Source organism: Mesorhizobium sp. M7A.F.Ca.US.007.01.2.1 (assembly GCF_003998165.1).
In the GTDB taxonomy this organism is placed as follows: Bacteria; Pseudomonadota; Alphaproteobacteria; order Rhizobiales; family Rhizobiaceae; genus Mesorhizobium; species Mesorhizobium ciceri.
The window spans coordinates 24733-44144 of the sequence record NZ_RZQP01000018.1 but is presented as its reverse complement, the minus strand read 5'-3'; the positions used below and the strand labels follow the sequence as shown (position 1 = coordinate 44144).

At 63.8% G+C, this 19412-nt stretch carries 16 protein-coding genes; 6 read left to right on the top strand and 10 right to left on the bottom strand.

What is annotated here, in order from left to right:
• The first annotated feature begins 47 nt into the window (after nt 1-47).
• Nucleotides 48-533 carry a hypothetical protein gene (locus EN949_RS05780; protein WP_127371649.1) on the top strand — a complete coding sequence of 162 codons (486 nt, stop codon included), beginning with the start codon at nt 48-50 and terminating at the stop codon, nt 531-533.
• 14 nt (nt 534-547) lie between these two features.
• Here the strand turns inward: EN949_RS05780 and EN949_RS05775 are convergent, their stop codons facing one another.
• From EN949_RS05775 to EN949_RS05750, 6 genes are all read right to left on the bottom strand, one after another.
• Nucleotides 548-1087, bottom strand: a complete 540-nt coding sequence (locus EN949_RS05775; RefSeq protein ID WP_063171072.1) for a hypothetical protein — start codon at nt 1085-1087, stop codon at nt 548-550.
• Nucleotides 1080-3956, bottom strand: a complete 2877-nt coding sequence (locus EN949_RS05770) for a sarcosine oxidase subunit alpha family protein (RefSeq protein WP_127370902.1) — start codon at nt 3954-3956, stop codon at nt 1080-1082. The genes EN949_RS05775 and EN949_RS05770 overlap by 8 nt, the downstream gene beginning before the upstream one ends.
• Nucleotides 3953-4219, bottom strand: coding sequence for a sarcosine oxidase subunit delta (locus tag EN949_RS05765; RefSeq protein ID WP_013528149.1), 267 nt, complete (start codon nt 4217-4219; stop codon nt 3953-3955). Before EN949_RS05765 ends, EN949_RS05770 begins: the two co-directional genes overlap by 4 nt.
• 70 nt (nt 4220-4289) lie before the next feature.
• Nucleotides 4290-5543: a sarcosine oxidase subunit beta gene (locus EN949_RS05760; protein WP_063169865.1), complete on the bottom strand. Its 1254-nt coding sequence runs from the start codon at nt 5541-5543 to the stop codon at nt 4290-4292.
• Nucleotides 5544-5625: 82 nt separating this feature from the next.
• Nucleotides 5626-8037, bottom strand: a complete 2412-nt coding sequence (locus tag EN949_RS05755) for an FAD-dependent oxidoreductase (RefSeq protein ID WP_127370901.1) — start codon at nt 8035-8037, stop codon at nt 5626-5628.
• A 205-nt stretch (nt 8038-8242) separates the two neighbouring features.
• Complete coding sequence (locus EN949_RS05750; protein ID WP_024501867.1) at nt 8243-8902, bottom strand: TetR/AcrR family transcriptional regulator; 660 nt, start codon at nt 8900-8902, stop codon at nt 8243-8245.
• Between the two features lie 269 nt (nt 8903-9171).
• Between EN949_RS05750 and EN949_RS05745 the strand changes: the two genes are divergently transcribed.
• The 3 genes from EN949_RS05745 to EN949_RS05735 all read left to right on the top strand — a co-directional run bounded on the left by EN949_RS05745 (nt 9172) and on the right by EN949_RS05735 (nt 12469).
• A complete protein-coding gene (locus EN949_RS05745) occupies nt 9172-10611 on the top strand; it encodes an aldehyde dehydrogenase family protein (RefSeq protein ID WP_013528145.1) in 1440 nt (479 codons plus the stop codon).
• A 91-nt stretch (nt 10612-10702) separates the two neighbouring features.
• Nucleotides 10703-11278 (top strand): DUF1349 domain-containing protein, encoded by a 576-nt coding sequence (locus EN949_RS05740; RefSeq protein ID WP_013528144.1) that lies wholly within the window; start codon nt 10703-10705, stop codon nt 11276-11278.
• Between the two features lie 216 nt (nt 11279-11494).
• Nucleotides 11495-12469: a hypothetical protein gene (locus EN949_RS05735; RefSeq protein ID WP_127367002.1), complete on the top strand. Its 975-nt coding sequence runs from the start codon at nt 11495-11497 to the stop codon at nt 12467-12469.
• Nucleotides 12470-12654: 185 nt separating this feature from the next.
• Here EN949_RS05735 and EN949_RS05730 read toward each other — a convergent pair whose 3' ends face one another.
• From EN949_RS05730 to EN949_RS05715, 4 genes are all read right to left on the bottom strand, one after another.
• On the bottom strand, nt 12655-14187 hold the full coding sequence (locus EN949_RS05730) for a mercuric reductase (protein ID WP_024501864.1): 1533 nt from the start codon (nt 14185-14187) through the stop codon (nt 12655-12657).
• Nucleotides 14177-15526 carry a glucoamylase family protein gene (locus EN949_RS05725; protein ID WP_127366657.1) on the bottom strand — a complete coding sequence of 450 codons (1350 nt, stop codon included), beginning with the start codon at nt 15524-15526 and terminating at the stop codon, nt 14177-14179. Before EN949_RS05725 ends, EN949_RS05730 begins: the two co-directional genes overlap by 11 nt.
• A 143-nt stretch (nt 15527-15669) precedes the next feature.
• Nucleotides 15670-16422: an SDR family NAD(P)-dependent oxidoreductase gene (locus EN949_RS05720; RefSeq protein WP_127366658.1), complete on the bottom strand. Its 753-nt coding sequence runs from the start codon at nt 16420-16422 to the stop codon at nt 15670-15672.
• 136 nt (nt 16423-16558) lie between these two features.
• Nucleotides 16559-17368: an IclR family transcriptional regulator gene (locus tag EN949_RS05715; RefSeq protein WP_027164247.1), complete on the bottom strand. Its 810-nt coding sequence runs from the start codon at nt 17366-17368 to the stop codon at nt 16559-16561.
• A gap of 186 nt (nt 17369-17554) precedes the next feature.
• On the opposite strand from EN949_RS05715, the gene EN949_RS05710 reads away from it, so the two are divergent.
• Together EN949_RS05710 and EN949_RS05705 are read left to right on the top strand one after the other, a co-directional pair.
• Complete coding sequence (locus EN949_RS05710) at nt 17555-18568, top strand: ABC transporter permease (RefSeq protein WP_013528138.1); 1014 nt, start codon at nt 17555-17557, stop codon at nt 18566-18568.
• Complete coding sequence (locus tag EN949_RS05705; RefSeq protein ID WP_027164249.1) at nt 18565-19410, top strand: ABC transporter permease; 846 nt, start codon at nt 18565-18567, stop codon at nt 19408-19410. The genes EN949_RS05710 and EN949_RS05705 overlap by 4 nt, the downstream gene beginning before the upstream one ends.
• Nucleotides 19411-19412 lie beyond the last annotated feature (2 nt).

Here is a 19412-nt window from a genome sequence, read left to right as displayed (position 1 = left end):
CGACCGCTAAAACCGTTCCTGTCTGATTCGTCTGGGACAGGAACGTCATGAGCAAAGCCCTCACATCCTTCGCATTGGTCGCCGTGCTGACCGCCTTGCTCATGGCGTTGAGCCTGGCTGTCGCCAGGCACGGCTATCCCTATGGCGCGATCGGCGTCAGGCGCCTTGACGGCATTGCCGACGCCGGCGTGTTCATCCCGATTGCCGCCGTCTATTTCTTCAGCGCGATGCTGATGATGATCCTGCCGATAAGGGCGGCCGGTATCGTCCTGACCCATGCCGCCGATGCCCTTTTCTGGACCGTGATCGCACTGTTTGCGACCATCGTCGGCTGTATGGTCGCCAGATGGGCGTTCGGGCAGGGCAGCGCCGTGTGGACATTGCTGAACTGGCGGTTCCTGTTTTCCGCGGCGATCGTCGGTTGTCACTTTGTCATGAACGAGCTGCGCCGCAACGTGCTGCTGCGCAGCCTGTTCTTCGTCGTCTTTGCCGCTGCGACGCTGGCCTGCCTGTTCTGGTCGTTCACACTCTGACCAGCCGTAACCGGCTACTTCGCTGATCCTGCGGCGATGTTGCCGGCGGCAATTTCCATCCATGTCCAGAGATAGGCGGCAAGACCGCGATCGACATGGATGCGCAGCTTGGCGTCATGGCGATAGACGACGGCGCTGATGTCGGCGAAGGACAGCGCTGCACTGGCGCTCGCTTGGCTGGGATCGAGCGTCGTTCCACGCGCGATGAAAGCGTCGAGCGCCGTGCCCTCGGCCTCGAACATTTGCAACCCGGCGCTGATCGCCGTCACCGCGAACCCGTCTGTGTGCCAGCCCGAGGCGATGGCAAGCGGGCTGTTCGAGACGACCAGCAGCCGGTCGCGCGCCAGTCGTGCCGCATAGCGGTCACCTTGTGCGGTGCCAAAGGCTCCGACACCAGTGCGGTCCACGCCAGATACTCGCGCCCATGCGTCGAGATCGCCGCTGACCAGCAACTGGGAGAGGTCGAGGACTGCTCGTATCGCAAGGCCCGGCGTGGCGATGACCGCGCCCTGCCAGTCCGGTGCAACGGACCATTTTTCCGCGAGATCACGCATGCAGCCGGTCTCCTGCCGGGTCGAAGGCGCAAGGGGCGGTAATCGTCGCCTTGCTGATCTTGCCGAGATGCTGGATGTCGATCGTCTCGCCGTGCCGCGTCGCGCCGCGCTCTATCAACCCAAGCGCAACCGGGCGGCCAAGCGTCGGGCTCTGGTAGCTCGAGGTGACAAAGCCCTGGCTACGCAATCCGCCGTCGATCCGTTTGATGCCATGCGCGCCGGTCGGCAGCGGTGCTTCGCCTTGCGGCACCGCCAGCCCGACAAGCTGCATGCGATTGTCACGCGACGCCTCATCGGTGAACAATGAGCGTCGGCCGACGAACTCGGTCTTGCGTTTGGCCCGCGGACCGTGGACGCCGAGATCATGCGGCAATGTGGTGCCGTCGGTGTCCTTGCCGATGACGATAAAACCCTTTTCGGCACGCAGGATCATCAGCGCCTCCAGGCCGATGACGATGGCGTCGAGCGCCTGGCCGGCCTCGCGCAGATGCGCCCATAGCGGCTCGGCGTGGTCGGCCCGGATCGAAATCTCGTAGCTCCTGTCGCCGGTGAAACTGACGCGGGCGATGCGGACTTCGTCGCCGGCATAAGTGCCATGACCGATCGCCATATGCGGCAGGTCGGCATCGTCGAGCGAGAGGCCAAGATGCAGCTTTTCCAGCAGCTTGCGGGCATTTGGCCCCGAAACGGTCAGTGTCGCCATGTCCGGTGTGGCGTTGTGGAGGTAGACGGCGCCGCGGCCAAAACGGTCCTGGCGCCATTCCTCCAGCCGCGCATGGACGGCGGCGACATGCGAGGACGAGCACGACACGACGAAGCGATGCTCGTCCAGCCGCACCAGCACGCCGTCGTCGAAGACCACGCCGTTCTCAGACAGCATGAAGCCATAGCGGCAGCGGCCCGGTTTCAGTGTTGACATGGTGTTGTAGTAGAGGAAATCGACGAACGCCGCCGCCTGCGGCCCGATCACCTCGATCTTGCCGAGCGTCGAACCATCGAACAGCGCGACCGACTGGCGCGCACGTCGCGCCTCGTCCGCGATCGAACGTTCCGCGTCCGCGTTGCCGCCATAGTGGGCAGGCCGCAGCCAGCCGCCATATTCCTGGAAGACAGCGCCGCTGGCGCGATGGACGTTTTCGAGCGGCAGCCGCCGTACCGGCGCCATCAATTCACCGACGCGCGCGCCGGCAAAGCTTGCCAGCGGCACCGGCGTGAACGGCGGCCGGTAGGTGGTGGTGCCGACCTCCGGCACCGTGCGGCCGGTAATCCCTGCCATCAGCGCCAGCCCGGGCAGGTTGGAGGTCTTGCCCTGGTCGGTCGCCATGCCGAGCGTGGTGTAGCGCTTCAGATGTTCCACCGAGACGAAGTTTTCGCGTGCGGCCAGCTCGACGTCCTTTACCGTCACGTCGTTCTGGTAGTCGATCCAGATGCGGCCTTTCGAGCCCGGCATCGGCCAGGCCGGGAGAATGCCGTCCGTCGCCTCCGGCCCGGTGCTGCGTGGTGTTGCCGCGTTCTCCTTGCCGGCGAATGCCTTTTCCACGCCGGCAAACACCTCCGACAAGGAGACCGCGCCGGCTGCGGCGCCGACCACGGCGATACCGCCGACCGGTTCGCCCGGCAGGAAGGCCGCGCGCGCATCGCTCCAGGCGAGCTTGCCCTTGGCCTGGCCGAAGAGATGAATGGTCGGCGTCCAGCCGCCCGAGACCACAACGCAATCGGCATCGAACCTCGTGCCGTCGTCGAGCGTCACGCCGTCGACGCGCAGCTTGCCGCTGGCGGATGCGAGAGAACGCCCCTTCATCAGCCGGACATTGGCCGCCGCCGCAGGCGTGCCGTCACGCCGGATATCGACAAGCGTGACGTCGGCGCCGGCCTCGGCGAGCGCCCCCGCGACCTCATAGGCGCTGTCATTGTTGGCGGCGACGATGATGCGGCGGCCGACCAGCACAGCGTGGCGCCGGAGATAGGCGAGCGCCGCATCCGCCGACATGATGCCCGGCAGATCGTTGTTGGCGAAAGGCAGCGGCCGTTCGATGGCGCCGGTCGCCAGCACGATCTGACGCGGCCTGACCCGCCACAGCGTATCCGGCCGGCCGTCGAGATGGCGTTGATTCAGCCCGACCAGATTGTGGTCGTAAATGCCGAAGGCGGTGGTCGAATGCAGGATGAGGTGACCGCCAGCGGCAAGCTCGGCAATCGTCTCCTTGACCCATACGGCCGCCGGCTTGCCGTCGATCTCCGCGGCACGATGGCCGAGCGATCCGCCGGGACTCTGCTGGTCGTCGACCAGTGCGACGGTCAGGCCAGCACCGGACGCCAGCCCTGCCGCCGCCAGCCCGGCCGGTCCCGCGCCTACAACCAGCACATCGCAATGATGGTTGATCTGGTCGGCCATGCCGGGCGAGGTCCAGTCGGCGTCGACTGTGCCCAGCCCCGCCATGGCGCGGATGCGCGGCTCGAACCTGTGCCAGTCCGGCCACATGAAGGTCTTGTAGTAGAACGCGGCCGGGATGAAGCGCGCAAAACGGTCCAGGAAGGCGTTGCGGTCGGCCAGTGCGCTGGGCGTGGCGTTGACGCTTTTCGCCACCAGTCCGTCGCGCACCGGCTCGGTCGTGGCGCGGGTGTTCGGCGTCGCCCGCGTGCCGCCGAGATCGACCAGCGCATTTGGCTCCTCGACGCCGGCGCCCCATATGCCGCGCGGCCGGTGGTATTTGAAGCTGCGGCCGACGACCGCGACGTCACCCGCCAGCAGCGCCGAGGCGATGGTGTCGCCGGCAAAGCCTTGCACGGTGGTGCCGTCGAAGCTGAAGCGTATCGGGCGCGAGCGGTCGATGGCGCTGCCGCCGGTGGCAAGGCGCGAGGCGGTCACGCGACGTGCTCCCCGCCGAGTGCGGCCGAGGACAGCACCTTGTGGGTGACGGTGTCGCGCTCCATGACGAAGAACTCGCCGCAGTTCATGTGAACCCAGATTTCGCGCGCCGTGCCTTTCGGATTGGTGCGCAGATAGAGGTAATCAGCCCAGCGATCGATCGGCACATCGGCGCCATCCGGCCGCGCATTTCCGGCATCGCCGCCATAGTGGAATTCGGTTTCGTCGCGCGGGCCGCAGAATGGGCAAGGGAAAAGCTGCATAAAATCCTCAATCTTCGTCTTTATGCATGTCGTTCTCCCCAAACCGCTGCGTACTTTTGGGCGACATGCATCAGTGCGCGATGCCGGAGCCGGCCGCTTCGTCGATCAGCCGCCCGCTGGCGAAGCGATCAAGGTCGAACGGACGGCTGATGTGGTTGTGTTCGCCAGTCGCCAGCAGGTTCGCCAGCAGCGTGCCGCCTGCGGGAATGGCCTTGAAGCCGCCCGTGCCCCAGCCGCAATTGAGGAACAGGCCGGGCAGCGGCGAGGGGCCGATGATCGGCGAGGAGTCCGGCACGACATCGACGATCCCAGCCCATTGCCGCATCAGCTTGAGCTGGCCGAAGATCGGGAACATCTCCAAAAGGCCGGCGATCACCCCCTCCAGCGTCGGCAGATTGCCGCGCTGCGCGTAGGAGGGGATGCGGTCGAGCCCGCCGCCGATGACGATCTCGCCCTTGTCCGACTGGCTGACATAGACGCCGCAGCCGGGCGACAGCACCACCGTGTCGAGGATCGGCTTGACCGGTTCGGACACGCAGGCCTGCAGCGCATAGGAATTGATCGGCAGGCGGAAGCCGGCCTTGGCCGCCAGCACCGAAGAATGCCCGGCCACCGCCATGCCGATACGCTCGGCACGGATCGCGCCACGCGAGGTCTGGACGCCACGGCAGCGGCCGCCCTCGATGATGAAATCGGTGATCTCGCAGTTCTGGATGATGTCGACGCCGAGTCGGCTTGCGGCCCGCGCATAGCCCCAGGCGACCGCATCATGGCGTGCCGTTCCGGCCCTGCCTTGCCAGATACCGCCGAACACCGGGAAGCGTGCGTCCGGTGAAAAATTGTAGATCGGCGCCACCCGGCGCACATCGTCAGGCGAAAACAGCTCTGCATTGATGCCGTTGATCTGCATGGCGTTGACGGTGCGGGCGCCGATCTCCATCTCGCCGGTCGAGTGGCAGAGATTGACCATGCCGCGTTGCGACAGCATGACGTTGTAGTTGAGCTCTTTCGACAATCCCTCATAGAGCCGGTGCGCCAGCCCGTATAGCTCGACGCTCTCCGGATAATAGTAGTTGGAGCGCACCACGGTGGTGTTGCGGCCGGTGTTGCCGCCGCCGATCCAGCCTTTTTCCAGCACCGCTACCCTGGTGATGTTGTGGTTCTTGGCCAGGTAATAGGCCGTTGCCAGCCCATGGCCGCCGCCACCGATGACGATCGCATCATAGGACAGTTTCGGCTCGGGCGAGCGCCACGCCGGTTGCCAGCCGGTTTGGCCGGCCAGGCCCTCCTTGAACAGCGAAAAGGCGGAATAGCGTGTGGTCATGACGTGCCGGACCGGCCTGATTTTCGGAAAGAAACGTGGATCATCGCATGGTCTTCCGCACCGACGTCACCGGTTCGATCGGTCATGCCCGCATCGCCTTGCCCAGTGGATCGTATGGCGACGAGGCGATGACGCGCGCACCTCTTTCGACGCCGACGATGTGGGTTGTCAACTGCGTATCGATATCAGCCACTTCGCGCTCGACCAGCGCCATGGCGAGGCTCTTGCCGACCGTATGGCCGTAGCCGCCCGAGGTGACGAAGCCAGCAAGCTTGCCTCTATACCAGACCGGCTCGTAACCGCTGGCATCGGCGTCCGCCGCGTCGATTTCGAGCGTCACCAGCGTGCGCCTCGATGAAGCCTTCAGCTCCTTCCGGGCCGCCTCGCGGCCGATGAAATCGCCCTTGTCGAAAGCGATCCAGCGGTCCATCCCGGTCTCATCGGGCGTATAGTCCTGCGTGAACTCGCGCGACCAGATACCAAAGCTCTTTTCGAGCCGCAGCGAATTGACCGCGCTGAAGCCGTATTCGGTGACGCCCAGATACTTGCCTGCCGTCAGCAGAGCGCGGCGCAGGCCCGCGTGCTCATTGGCCTGGCAATGGATCTCGTAGCCGAGTTCGCCGATGACCGAGAGCCGTCCGACCTTGGCCCGCACCAGCCCGACATCCAATGTCTTGCAGGCTAGAAAGCCAAAGGCCTCGTGCGAAACGTCCTGATGTGTGAGGCGCTCAAGCAACATTCGCGCATTGGGACCAGCCAGCGAGAAACCGACGACCGCGTCTGAAATGTCGCGGACGGTGACGCCGTCGCTCATATGCTGCTCGAACCAGCGCATATGCCACTGGCGCAGATAGTAGGATCCCATGATCCACCAGGAGCCATCGCCCCAGTTGAAGACGGTGAGGTCGCCCTTGAGCTTGCCGTTTTCGCCGAGCATAGGCGCGAGCTTGGCGCGACCCGGCTTGGGCAGCGCACAGGCAAGCAGCCGGTCGAGCCAAGCTTCCGCCTGCGGCCCGGCGATTTCGTAGCGTGAGAAGGCAGTGATATCGAGCAGACCGACGCCCTCGCGCACCTTGCGGCACTCCTGTGCGACGATGTCAAAGGCGTTGGAGCGCTTCAGCGTCGGTGTCTCGACGAAGCCATGCGGCGCGAAATAGAGCGGCACTTCCATGCCCCATGAATTGCCCCAGCGCGCGCCGGCGGCATCCATCGCGTCATGCGCGCCGGCTGTCTTCAAGGGCCGCCCCGCCGGCAACTGCTCGTTGGGATAGCTCATGACAAAGCGGCGCGAATAGAACTGCCCGGTGGTCTGCCTGATGTATTCGCGGTTGGAGGCGAAATCGCCATAGCGGGCGATGTCCATGCCGTAGACATCGGCTTCCGGCTCGCCATGGATCATCCATTCGGCAAGCGACTTGCCGACCCCGCCGCCTTGCAGGAAGCCGGCCATGACGCCGCACGCCACCCAGTAGTTGGGAACCCCGCGCACCGGGCCGACCAGCGGATTGCCGTCCGGCGAGAAGGTGAAGGCGCCGTTCACCCAGCGCTTGATGCCGGCATTCTCCAGGCAGGGGTATCGGCTGAAGCCGAGGGCCAACTCGTCGGCGATACGGTCGGTGTCTTCCTGGATCAGTTCAATGCCGTAATCCCACGGCGCCCCATCCATGTTCCAGTGCTTGTGGTTGATCTCGTAGATGCCGAGCAGCAGGCCCTTCTGTTCCTGGCGCATGTAGGTGAAGCCTTCGAGATCGACGATCAGCGGCAATTCCTTGTCCAGCGCCTGGATTTCGGGCAGCGCCTCGGTGACGAGATAATGGTGCTCCATCGGCGACACCGGCAGGTCGATGCCGGCCATCCGGCCGACCTGCTTGGCCCACAGCCCGCCGGCATTGACGACGTGTTCGGCAATCACCGTGCCCTTCTCGGTGACTACGTCCCAGCCGCCGTCCGCGCGGCGGTTGAGTGCCAGCACGCGGTTGTGCTCGATGATATCGGCGCCGCGCAGCCTGGCTGCCTTGGCATAGGCGTGCACGACGCCCGAGGGATCGATATGGCCTTCGCGCGCGGCATAGAGTCCACCCAGCATGCCGTCGGTGTTGAGGATCGGGCAGCGCTGCTTGATCTCATCGACTCCGACCAGGTGGACATCGTCGATGCCCATGGTCTGGAAGATGCGGTATGACGCTTTCAACCATTCCCAGCGCTCCGGCGCCGAGGCGACCGAGATGCCACCGGTCATGTGCATGCCGATGCTCTGGCCCGATTCCTTCTCGACCTCGGAGAGCAGGTCGATCGTGTAGGCCTGCAGGGCGGCGATGTTGGGATCGGCGTTCAGCGCATGGAACCCGCCGGCCGCATGCCAACTCGACCCTGCGGTCAGCACCTCGCGTTCGATCAGCGCGACGTCGCTCCAGCCGAACTTCGCTAGGTGATAGAGCACCGAGGCTCCAACCACGCCGCCGCCGATGACGATCGCCCGATATTGGGATTTCATCCTGTCGCACTCCACCCAGCCAGTGTGGCGTACCCTATCGGTATTGTACATATGTGTCTAGAGCTTGGCGGACAGCGGAATGAGCGCCCCATGACGCCGCTCTGCGCCGATACGGCAGAGGGCTCCTCTGCTGTCGGCAGCAACCGTGCTTGCTATTGGGCCGATGCGCGAAGCGAAATCGTCAGGCCGCGGCGGCCGGGCCGTACTATCGGTTGCGCGAAAGCGTCTTCTCGACATAGCGCGAGAAGTCCTCGACATCCTCCGCCGGAGGCTCCTGGCCGGTGAAGCTGCGCAGATAACCGGCGACGTGAGGCAGGCGGCTGCTCATCGGCTCGTTGAGCTCAAGCGAGTAATAGCCGATCTGCATGAAATACAGCACGCGGGCCCGCACGAAGGCATCCTCCTCGTCGTAGCCGTGACGCATGAACATGTCGCGTATGGCGTTGACACGCTCCTCGTCGGCCTCGTCTAACGCGCGCCTGATGGCGGGCGAGCGACGGGCCCAGGCCCTGATCGCGAAATCCAGCTGGGGGTCGAACAGCCTTTCGTCCACCCAGCATTCGAAAATGCTCATCACCCCGCGTATGACGGTGGCGGAAGGCCGCCTGGCGCGTTCCACGATGAATTTGGTATTCGTCTGCCGCCAGTAATCCAGCAACTGATCGAGCAGATCCTGCCGGCTCTTGAAATACCAGTAGAAGCTGGAGCGCGACACATCGAGCTTCTGGCCAAGCGTCAGCACGCGGACGCGTTCGACTCCGTCAGAGATCAACGTTTCAAGCGCAAGCTTCAGCCAGTCTTCGCGAGTGGCCTTGATGTTGCCGGTGGCGCCGGCGCGCTGAATCGTCGTTTCGAGAGCTGCCATCGACACGACGCATGACATGCTGCCTCAGGCAAATCAAGGCTATGGACATAAGTGTACAGGATGAATCGGCCCAAGCGGATTGATGCACGATGGAGGTTGGCTGCATCGAGGCTCGATGGGGAATCGTCGTCGCCCGCCATCCGCGCGGCGCAGGCACGGGGATTTTTGTCGCGGCTGGCGGTTCACTGTTTGCTTTCCCGCGAGGCAATTGTCTGGCAAATACCAGTTCAGACAGATGCCCGCGCGGCCAACAAGCAGGAACACACGATATGACGCTGTTTCGAAAGAACCTCATCGATGGCGAGTGGGTCGGCGATGCCGGTTCGCGCAACATCAACCCCTCGGATACCGGCGACGTCGTCGGCGACTATGCCTCGGCGGGTGTCGAACAGGCCCAGCAGGCGATCGCTGCGGCCAAGGCAGCGTTCCCGGCTTGGTCCCGCTCCGGTCCGCTGGCGCGTCACGCGGTGTTGAAAAAGGCCTCCGACGAGATTCTGGCGCGCAAGGACGAGATCGGCCGCAATCTGGCGCGAGAGGAAGGCAAGACGCTGGCCGAAGGCATCGGCGAGACAATTCGCGCCGCCCAGATATTCGACTTCTTTGCCGGCGAAACGTTGCGTTTGACCGGAGAAGTCGTGCCGAGCGTGCGGCCGGGCGTCGGCGTCGAGATGACGCGCGAGGCGGTCGGCGTGGTCGGCATCATCACGCCGTGGAATTTTCCGATCGCTATTCCGGCCTGGAAGATCGCCCCGGCGCTGACACACGGCAACACCGTCGTCTTCAAGCCGGCGGAACTGGTTCCCGAGAGCGCCTGGACCATCGTCGACATCCTGCATCGCGCCGGCCTGCCGAAGGGCGTGCTCAATCTCGTCATGGGCAAGGGCTCGGTCGTCGGTCAGGCGATGCTCGACAGTCCCGATGTCAACGCCATCAGCTTCACCGGCTCGGTCGGCACCGGCAAGCGCGTCGCTGCGGCAAGCATCGAACACATGCGCAAGTTCCAGCTTGAAATGGGCGGCAAGAACCCGCTGGTCGTGCTCGACGATGCCGACCTCGCGATCGCCGTCGATTGCGCGCTCAATGGTGCCTTCTTCTCGACCGGCCAGCGCTGCACCGCCTCGTCCAGGCTGATTGTGGCTGACGGCATTCACGACCGCTTCGTCGACGCCCTCAAGGATCGCATGAGCAAACTGGTCATCGGCGATGCGCTCGACGCGCAGACCCAGATCGGTCCTGTCGTCGACGCGACGCAGCTGAAGCAGGACGAGGACTATATCGCCATCGGCGTCAGGGAAGGTGCCACGCTCGCCTTCGGTGGCGAGCGGCTCGACCGCAAGACGCCGGGCTTCTACCTGCAGCCGGCGTTGCTGACCGAGGCGACCAACGCCATGCGCAGTTCGCGCGAGGAGATTTTCGGGCCTGTCGCCAGCGTCATTCGCGTCAAGGACTATGACGAGGCGCTTTCCGTTGCCAACGACACGCCCTTCGGCTTGACCTCCGGCATCTGCACCTCGAGCCTCAAGCATGCCACGCACTTCAAGCGCAATTCGGAGGCCGGCATGGTGATGGTCAACCTGCCGACGGCGGGTGTCGATTTCCATGTTCCCTTCGGCGGCCGCAAGGGTTCGAGCTATGGGCCGCGCGAGCAGGGCCACTATGCGGCGGAGTTCTACACCACGGTGAAGACGGCCTATACATTCGCGGGCTGATCAGCCGTCGACCGATCAGCCGGGCTGATCGGTCACTGCCGACCACGCCGGCAACCCCGCCATGCACATCTGGATTGGAGCGGCGCGAAGGATGACAGTGCAGGACCTGACCTGGCTTAACCCGCCGCCGCACCATTCTATCGACGGCGACAGCGTTCGTGTGCGCACCGGCAAGGAGACCGATTTCTGGCGCGAGACCTTCTACGGTTTCTGGCGCGACAATGGCCACTTCCTGCACCGGCCCGTCGAAGGCGATTTCACCGCCGAGGTCACCGTCAAAGGCGACTACGAGGTGCTTTATGATCAGGCGGGGCTGATGGTCCGGCTCAGCGAAACCCATTGGATCAAGGCCGGCATCGAGTACACCGACGGCCTTGCCTATTTCTCCGTCGTGGTCACCAACGACACGTCAGACTGGTCGCTGGTCGCAATTCATGCCGGTCCGGGCGGCGTCAGGATCCGGTTGACCCGTTACGCCGAAACGATCCGTGTCCAGTATCTCGATGCTTCCGACGGCCACTGGAAGCCTGTGCGGCTCGCCTACTTTCCGATCTCCAGGACGGTCGATGTCGGCATGATGTGCTGTTCGCCGCAACGCGAGGGCTTCGAGGTCACATTCTCCGGCTTTTCGGTGGGGCCGCCGATATCGCGGGAATTGCACGATTGAGACGTGCGGCCTTGCGCCGACCGCAAGCCCTTCGACCTTTGTCATAATCAAGTCTGTAGATCGCCGCCTGCCTCGCCGGCGGCTGCGCCTGTCGTAAGTTGGGTTCTCCGGAGCCGGAAGGGTATTGCGGGGAAACTTTTGGCCTTTGTTCCGCTCAAGGCGAATATGTCGGGCAGCACGTTGCAACGGTATTGGCATCCGCGCTAGGAGTTGCCCATGGGCAGGTTGCGAAGGGCAGTCAAAAGAGCCGTCTATTCCAGGGCGCTGAGATTTCTTGGCGTTCCGCCCGTGCTTTGGTCGCAGGGGATCGGACATTTCTGCGATTTCGCCGGGCCGCGCTGGTATCGCAACGCGTCAACCGCATCGACACAGAGTGAGGCATTTTTCCGCCAGCATTACAGCGGCGCACATGGCATCGTCTGGCTGCGTCTGAGCACCTTGTCCAGGGATGCGCAAACCTGTGATCTCGACACGTTCGTCAGGATCGTGTTGCCGACGATCACGGCACCGTTCACGCTGCTGACGACCGATGGCGATGCTTCGGTGCCGTCTGATCTGGCGAAGGACACCGTCGACCAGCTTCTCGCCAACCCCTTCCTGGTCTCCTGGTACAGCCAGAATTGTGACGGCACTCACCCCAGGGTCAAGCCTTTCCCGATCGGGCTCGATCTTCACACGCCTCGGTCCTTCGCCACGCCGGAAGGGCTTGTGAAGCAACTGGAAATCATACGCGCCCGGCAGGATCATGTGGACCGCCGCCCGCCCAGACTGTTCTCTGATTTCAGCATCAGCAATGGCTCGAGACAGCGCCGGGAACTGCTTGATGCCCTGCGCGGATGTCCGCATGTCGATTTCCTGACGAAACGCGTCTCGCAGCGCTCGATCTGGCAACTGTACTCGCAATACCCGCTTGTGCTGTCCACCGAAGGCAACGGCCTGGACTGCCATAGGACATGGGAGTTGTTTTATCTCGGCTGCATCGTCGTCACCAAGACCTCGCCGCTCGACCCGCTCTATCAGGGCCTGCCGGTCATTATCGTCGACGACTGGCATGAGGTCAGGGACCCCGATGCGCCGAGGCGCTGGATAGAGCAGGTTAAGCATCTGACCGAGCACGATCATGTTTGGGGACGCTTGCATCCGCAAACCTATCTCGAGCCCATTCGGCAAGAACTTCTGCACGCATCCTGACAGGGCAGCCACGAAATTGGAGTCGCGGTCGGCAGGGCCCGCAGGATCCGCGGAAATATAGAGCCGGCTAACCTCTGGATGGCACCGACGTTTGGCGGATATCCGAGATGGTCGACGAGGCTTTCGTCAAGCACCGCATCGTCGCCGAATGTCCGATGCACCAGCTGCGGCAGGCTGCCGGAATGTCACCATCGCCTGGACCACGCCAACCAGCGGCCCGCCAGATGCTTCCATGATGAGGTGAGCCTTGTCCGCCGATAGGCGTCGCCGGCCATCTTTATGCCTAGCGCCTGCGTCGGGAAGGGATGGATGACGTCGGCCAGCGCACGCAATCCCATGCCCGATTTGATCGCCAGCGACACCGCATTGATCATCTCACCGGCATGGCTGGCGACGACCGTGGCGCCCAGGATGCGGTCGGACCCTTCCCTGACGTGGATTTTGACGAAACCCTCCTCCTCGCCGTCCATGACCGCCCGGGCGACATCGTGCATCAGCACCGTATAAGTCTTGACCGGGATGCCGTTCTGGCGCGCCTCCGCCGGATAGAGGCCGACATGGGCGATCTCCGGATCGGTGTAGGTGCACCACGGAATGACCAGCTCGCTCAGTTTCCTGCGTCCGAGAAACAGGGCATTGCGCACGACCATGCGAGCTGTGGCCTCGGCGGTGTGGGTGAATTTGTAGGCGAGGCAGACATCGCCCGCCGCATAGATGTGCGGATTTGTGGTGCGGAGATAATCGTCCACCTTGATACCGTCGGCATCGTATGCCACCCCGGCGTTTTCCAGGTCGAGGCCGTCGACATTGGGCGATCGGCCGATGCCGGTGATGATCTCGTCGACGGAAATCGTTGTCGTGATGTCGTCGCACACCAGGTCGGCGAGCTTCTTGCCGCCTTCCGTTCGCACCGCTACCACCTCGGTGTTGAGGCGAACCTCGACACCTTCGCGCGCCAGCGCGTCCGAAAGGATCTGGGCGGCGTCGCGTTCCTCGCCGGGCAGGAACATCGGTTCCCGTTGCGCCAGGATGACCTTGGCACCGAGCAGGCAGAAGGCCTGCGCCGCCTCGCAGCCGAGCGGTCCGCCGCCGATGACCAGAAGCCGCTTCGGGCACTCCGTGAGCTCGAACATGGTCTCGTTGCTGAGATAGCCGGCCTCGGCAAGGCCTGGAATCGTCGGCAGCCTCGGGCGCGCGCCTGTCGCGATCAGCGCCTTCCTGAAACGCAAGGTTTGTCCGGCGACCGTGACAGCGTCCGGTCCGGAAAACAGCGCTTCGCCGAAATAAAGGTCGATGCCTTCGGAAACCAGCCTATCGGCGGCATCCGCGCGGCTGATCCGCTGCCGGATCTGCCGCATCCGCGTCATGGCGCGCGGAAAGTCGACGTGAAGACGGTCCGGCATGTCGCCGCCGAAATTCTCGGCGTCGCGCATGTCGGCATAAAGCCTTGCGGTGCGGATGATCGACTTGGACGGGATACAACCGACATTGACGCAAGTTCCGCCGATCAGATTGCGCTCGATGAGCGCGACCTTTGCGCCGAGGCCGGCCGCTTCGTAGGCGGCAGTCAGCCCAGCCGGCCCGGCACCGATGACGACGAGGTTGTAGGGACCGTCCGGCTGCGGGTTCTTCCAGTGCGGCGGATGGGCGCTCGCGATCAGACTGATGTCGTTGCTGTCGACGGGGAAGGCGGTGGTCCTGGTCCGGTCACGCGACATTGCCGCCACCTGACGCCGGGCTTGCCGGCTGAGACAGCCAGCCGCCATTGAATCCGGCCTTGTGCAGGCCGCGACGGATATGCTGATTGGACCGCATCAGCTTCCAGATCAGCCCTGACCGATGGTTCTCGATCATCATCACCACGATACCCTGATCCAGCCCATAGTGGCCTTCCGACACCCAGCCGTGCCTCCCGAATTTACGCCGGTTCGCCAATGTCGGATTGAAGCCGCTCGGCAGCCGGAAATTGTCGATCACCTCGGGGTAGCGATCGCCGAGATGGCGCAGCGCCGCCAGGCAGATCTCCGGCGCGAAAGGCAGTGATGCCGGATAGGACCAAGGGGCGATCGTCCCGTCATCGGGCCCGAACGGAGCGCCGCGCGCGGCATAGCCGGAAAACCGCCGGCGCTGTCGCTCCACGGTGGTGCGGAAGCCGCCCGGCCCGTCGCCCGCCGAAAGTCCCCAAAGATTCTCTTCATAGCCGTCATAGCCGTAAGGGTTGTGGCGCGCATAGTCGCGATGCAGATAGGTCGAGCGGCGGCTGTTTTCGAAATAGTCCGAGTTCTTCTCGCGCATGAAGGCGTCGCGGATGCCGGCGAAATCGATCCAGGCATGCGAGAACTGGTGCATGAACAATGGGCCGCCATACAGCACGTCGTAGCCGTAGATGTTTTCCCACTGATAGGTCGCCGTCCAGCCCTCGTAGCTGTTATCCGAGGTCGGACTGTCAGGCGAGGCCATCGACAGCACGTAGAGGATCGTCGCTTCGTTGTAGCCCTCCCAGCCATAGTGCAGAAAGCCGCTCTTTGGCTTCCAGCCTTGCCGCAGGGTCGGGCTTGAACCTTGTGCCCACCGCCAGTCGACGCGCCGGTAGAGCGCCTCGGCCAGTTGGCGGATTTCGGCTTCCTCGTCATCGTCACCGGAGAAATAAGCGCTCGCCACCAGCATGCCTGATATCAGCAACGCCGTATCCACCATCGACAGTTCGCAGCGCCAGACGCGCAGGCCGGTCCGCATATCGAGGAAATGGTAGTAAAAACCCTTATGGCCGGTGACGTCGTCGCTATTGCCTTGCCGGCTGGTCGAGAAGAAACGCAGCGCGGCCAGCGTCAGCTTCGCGGCGGCATCGCGCGTCATCCAACCGCGCTCGACGCCGATCGGATAGCTGGACAGCGCGAAGCCGACGACAGCGATGCTGGCCGGCGAATTTGGCCGCGATGTGTCCGCGACCAGTCCGTTTTCGGGGTTCACGTTATCGAGGAAATAATCGAAGGCGGCGCGCTGATAGCGGTCCAGAAGCTCATCGTCGGAAAGTGCGGCAGATTCGGCTCTAAGCAAAAGTAGCAAACTCCCGCCTGACGGCTGCATTCCGTGTCATGGTTCCCGCTACCTTGTCGCGACTTGTCGATTCGAGGCGTCCAACTATACGCCCGCATGCTCCGTCCGTTGCACCGTCACGTGGAATTGAGATTCGTTCTGCCTCAGTAGGTGGCGCGGCCGCCGGAAACGTCGAACACGGCGGCCGTCGTGAACGAACACTCTTCCGAGGCGATCCAGCAGATCAGCGCCGCCACCTCGTCGACCTCGCCAAAGCGCGCCATCGGTATCTTGGACAGCATGAAGTCGATGTGCTCCTGGCTCATCTGCTTGAAGATCGCGGTGCGCACGGCCGCCGGCGTGACGCAATTGACCGTCACCCCGGTCTTGGCCAGTTCCTTGCCGAGCGACTTGGTCAGGCCGATCACCGCGGCCTTGGACGTGCTGTAGGCGGAGGCGTTGGGATTGCCTTCCTTGCCGGCGATCGAGGCGATGTTGACGATGCGGCCATAGTTGCGCTCGAGCATGTGCGGCACGAGCGCCTTGTTGCAGTAGAAGACGCCGTTGATGTTGATGTCGATGACCTTCTGCCAATCTTCCGCCGAATAGTTCCAGGTCGTCATGTTCGGCCCGGTGATCGCCGCGCTGGTGACCAGGATATCGACACCGCCAAGCGCTTCGAGCGTTGACCGGGCAGCGCGCTCCACGCCAGCGGCATCGGCAACGTCGATAGCGATGCCGTGAAGACTGGGGATGACGGCCTTGGCCTGTTCGATCTGGGCGGGATCGCGATCCCAGACCGAAACCCGTCCGCCTTCTTCGACAATCCTCTGCGCCACCGCCAGACCAATGCCCGATGCGCCACCGGTGATGATCGCCACCCGATCGCTGAACCGTCCTGCAAAATTCATCGGCATCCGATCTCCCCCCGTCACCTGAACCCGATGGACTGACAACGCGAGCGCCATGCCGTCGGCGGCGACTGTGCTGCCCCCACCAGGCAAGTTCAAGCCGGCATGCAGCCCGATCGTCTGGGCCAATCCCGTGCCGGGATTACACGGGAATTCCCTCGAGTTGGTCGCCCAGTGCTTTCACCATCGCCACCAGCGCCGGTCCGATCTCGGCATGCGCGCGGTCCTCGGTGATGATCTCGCCGATGCCGCCGCAGGTGATGGCAACCAGCGGCGAGCCGTCACGCGGGCGGAACGGCACGCCGACTGCATGGATGTAGCTGTGCCAGGCGCCGAACGACGTCACATAGCCCTGGCGTGCATATTGGGCGATCGCATCGTCGATCGCCGCCGCGATCATCGCTGCCTTGTCCGGCTCCGCCTCCTGCAAAGCCCGTACAAGTCTGACGCGCTCCTCGGGTGAAAGGGCCGCCGCATAGGCCAGCCCCATCGATGTCTTCCAGATCGGCAGATAGGAGCCCGGGTTGAGCCGCAGCGTGACAAGGCTCTCCGATCGGCAATTGGCGAGATACACCATGTTGAGGCTGTCGCGCGTGCCGAGCGCCACCGCCGCCCCCGTCAAATCGGCCAGCGGCTGCATCAGCGGCCGGGCGACGTGCACGACGGCGCTTGAACTGAGCGCCGAATAGCCGAGCGCCACGGTAGCCGACCCCAGGCTGTAGCGGCCGAGATCCTTGTCGTACAGGAGGTAGCCGAGCGCGCTCAGCGTATAGGTGATGCGCGACACCGTGGCTTTGGGCAGGCCGGTGCGGGCAATGATGTCCTGGTTGCCGAGCGAGGCGTCGCCCGGCCGGAAGGCGCGCAGGATGCCGAGCCCGCGCACCAGCGACGACGAAAGCTGTGCGCCTTCGCCTTCAAGCTCCGTCTCGTCCCTGGTCGCTCGCTTGCGCACGCTGAGGTCTTTCTGGCGTCGTCGTCCGCCTGTCGGGCCGGTGACGTCGGCACTGTCGATCAAAAATGAAATTAAATTCCATTTATATTGACAGCGGCTTTCGCGGGCTGTCAATATGTTTCCGTCGATGGCATGTCCCAGCGCCTTGTGCCATCTTACGAAGCCCCTCCTTGTGAAGGTAGCCACGTGTCTCGCTATATTTTGCGCCGGCTTATCGCAATGCCGTTTCTGGTGCTCGGCATCGTCACCATCGCCTTCCTGATCACCACGGTGACCAAGGGGGATCCGCTGACCGCGATTGTCGCCGAACAGCAGATGAGCAACCCCGAAGTGGTGGCCGCCGCCAAGACGCGTTGGGGTCTCGATCGTCCTTTGCCGGAACGCTATATGATATATCTTGGTAATCTGCTGAGCGGCGATCTTGGCACCTCGTTCATCACCAAGCGCAATGTCGGCACCGACATTCTCTACCGCTTGCCGGCAACGCTCGAACTGGTTTTCGCCGCGATGATCTTCGGCACCACGCTCGGCATCGTGCTTGGTGTGCTGGCCGCCTATTTCCGCAACAGCCTGATCGACCATGGCGCGCGGCTGTTCGCCTTGTTAGGCTCTTCGCTGCCGGTGTTCTGGTCGGGGCTCGGCCTGTTGTTCATCTTCTCCGTCATGCTGAACTGGCTGCCGGGGCCGGGCAGGGTCGATGCCCGCTTGGCATTGCCGCCCGGCATCACCGGCTTCCTGACCATCGATTCGCTTCTGGCTGGCGACTGGACCGTCTTCAAGGACGCGCTCTGGCACCTGCTTCTGCCGGCCTTCGTCCTCGGCTGGACGGTTTCGGGCACCATATCGCGGCTGGTGCGCGCCAACATGCTTGATGTGATGAGCCGCGAGTTCGTGCTCACCGCGCGCGCCAAGGGGGCGAGCGAATTCCGCGTCGTCATCGTCCATGCGCTGCGCAACACCATGGTGCCGACCCTGACCGTCATCGGCTATTCCTTCGCCTATCTGATCACCGGCGCGGTGCTGACCGAAACCATCTTCTCCTGGCCGGGCATGGGATCCTACGCCGTGGAGGCAGCGCGTGCGCTCGATTTCCCGGCGATCATCGGCGTCACCATCGTCGGTGGTCTCGCCTTCCTGGTCACCAACCTCATCACTGACATCCTCTACGTGGTGGCCAATCCGCGCGTGAGGTTGAGCTGATGGCGGTCGTCGTCACCAAATCCCGCTCCTCGACGGTTCCCGAATGGCTGACCGCGCCATTGGCCGTCGGCACGGTCGTCATCCTGTTCTGGCTGTTCATGACCGCATTCGCCAACCTGGTCGTGCAGTTCGATCCGCTCGAAATGGTCGCACGCCGGCTTCAGGCGCCAAGCTGGGCGCATTGGCTGGGTACCGACGCACTCGGCCGCGATGTGCTGGCCCGCACTCTGCACGGGGCCGCGCATTCGCTGCCGATCGCGGTTCTGGTCGTCGTCTCTGCAGTGATCATAGGCTCGCTGCTCGGCGCCATTTCCGGCTTCGTCGGCGGATTGACCGGCGCGGCGATCATGCGGCTTGTCGACGTCACTCTGTCCTTTCCGCCGATGCTGCTGGCCATGGCCGTCGCGGCGTCGCTCGGACCAGGCCTCGGCAATGCCGCCATAGCCATGGTGCTCGTCTGGTGGCCCGTCTACGCCCGGCTGATGCGGGCGCAGGTATTGGAGGTGAAGGAGCGCGAGCATGTCGAGGCGGCAATCGCCGCCGGCGCCAGGCCGCGGCGCGTGCTGTTCACGCACATATTGCCGCTTTGCTGGACCCCGGTGCTGATCAGCGCAACCATGGATCTCGGCCAGGTCGTGCTGCTTGCCGCGTCGCTCAGCTTCATCGGCCTCGGCGCCACGCCGCCGACACCCGAATGGGGCTCGATGATCTCCGATGGCGCCGTTCATTTCTATCAATGGTGGATCGCCTTCGGTCCCGGCGTCGCCATCCTCACCATCGTGCTCGGCTTTAACTTCATAGGCGACGGCTTGCGCGACATTCTCGATCCAAGGTCGGACTAGGC

Bases quoted from the DNA above. Each gene is read 5' to 3' on its own strand.
- EN949_RS05750 (WP_024501867.1), bottom strand. From the start codon at position 8,902: ATGGCAGCTCTCGAAACGACGATTCAGCGCGCCGGCGCCACCGGCAAC.
- EN949_RS05780 (WP_127371649.1), top strand. From the start codon at position 48: ATGAGCAAAGCCCTCACATCCTTCGCATTGGTCGCCGTGCTGACCGCC.
- EN949_RS05740 (WP_013528144.1), top strand. From the start codon at position 10,703: ATGACAGTGCAGGACCTGACCTGGCTTAACCCGCCGCCGCACCATTCT.
- EN949_RS05765 (WP_013528149.1), bottom strand. From the start codon at position 4,219: ATGCAGCTTTTCCCTTGCCCATTCTGCGGCCCGCGCGACGAAACCGAA.
- EN949_RS05720 (WP_127366658.1), bottom strand. From the start codon at position 16,422: ATGCCGATGAATTTTGCAGGACGGTTCAGCGATCGGGTGGCGATCATC.
- EN949_RS05755 (WP_127370901.1), bottom strand. From the start codon at position 8,037: ATGAAATCCCAATATCGGGCGATCGTCATCGGCGGCGGCGTGGTTGGA.
- EN949_RS05745 (WP_013528145.1), top strand. From the start codon at position 9,172: ATGACGCTGTTTCGAAAGAACCTCATCGATGGCGAGTGGGTCGGCGAT.
- EN949_RS05775 (WP_063171072.1), bottom strand. From the start codon at position 1,087: ATGCGTGATCTCGCGGAAAAATGGTCCGTTGCACCGGACTGGCAGGGC.
- EN949_RS05735 (WP_127367002.1), top strand. From the start codon at position 11,495: ATGGGCAGGTTGCGAAGGGCAGTCAAAAGAGCCGTCTATTCCAGGGCG.
- EN949_RS05730 (WP_024501864.1), bottom strand. From the start codon at position 14,187: ATGTCGCGTGACCGGACCAGGACCACCGCCTTCCCCGTCGACAGCAAC.
- EN949_RS05760 (WP_063169865.1), bottom strand. From the start codon at position 5,543: ATGACCACACGCTATTCCGCCTTTTCGCTGTTCAAGGAGGGCCTGGCC.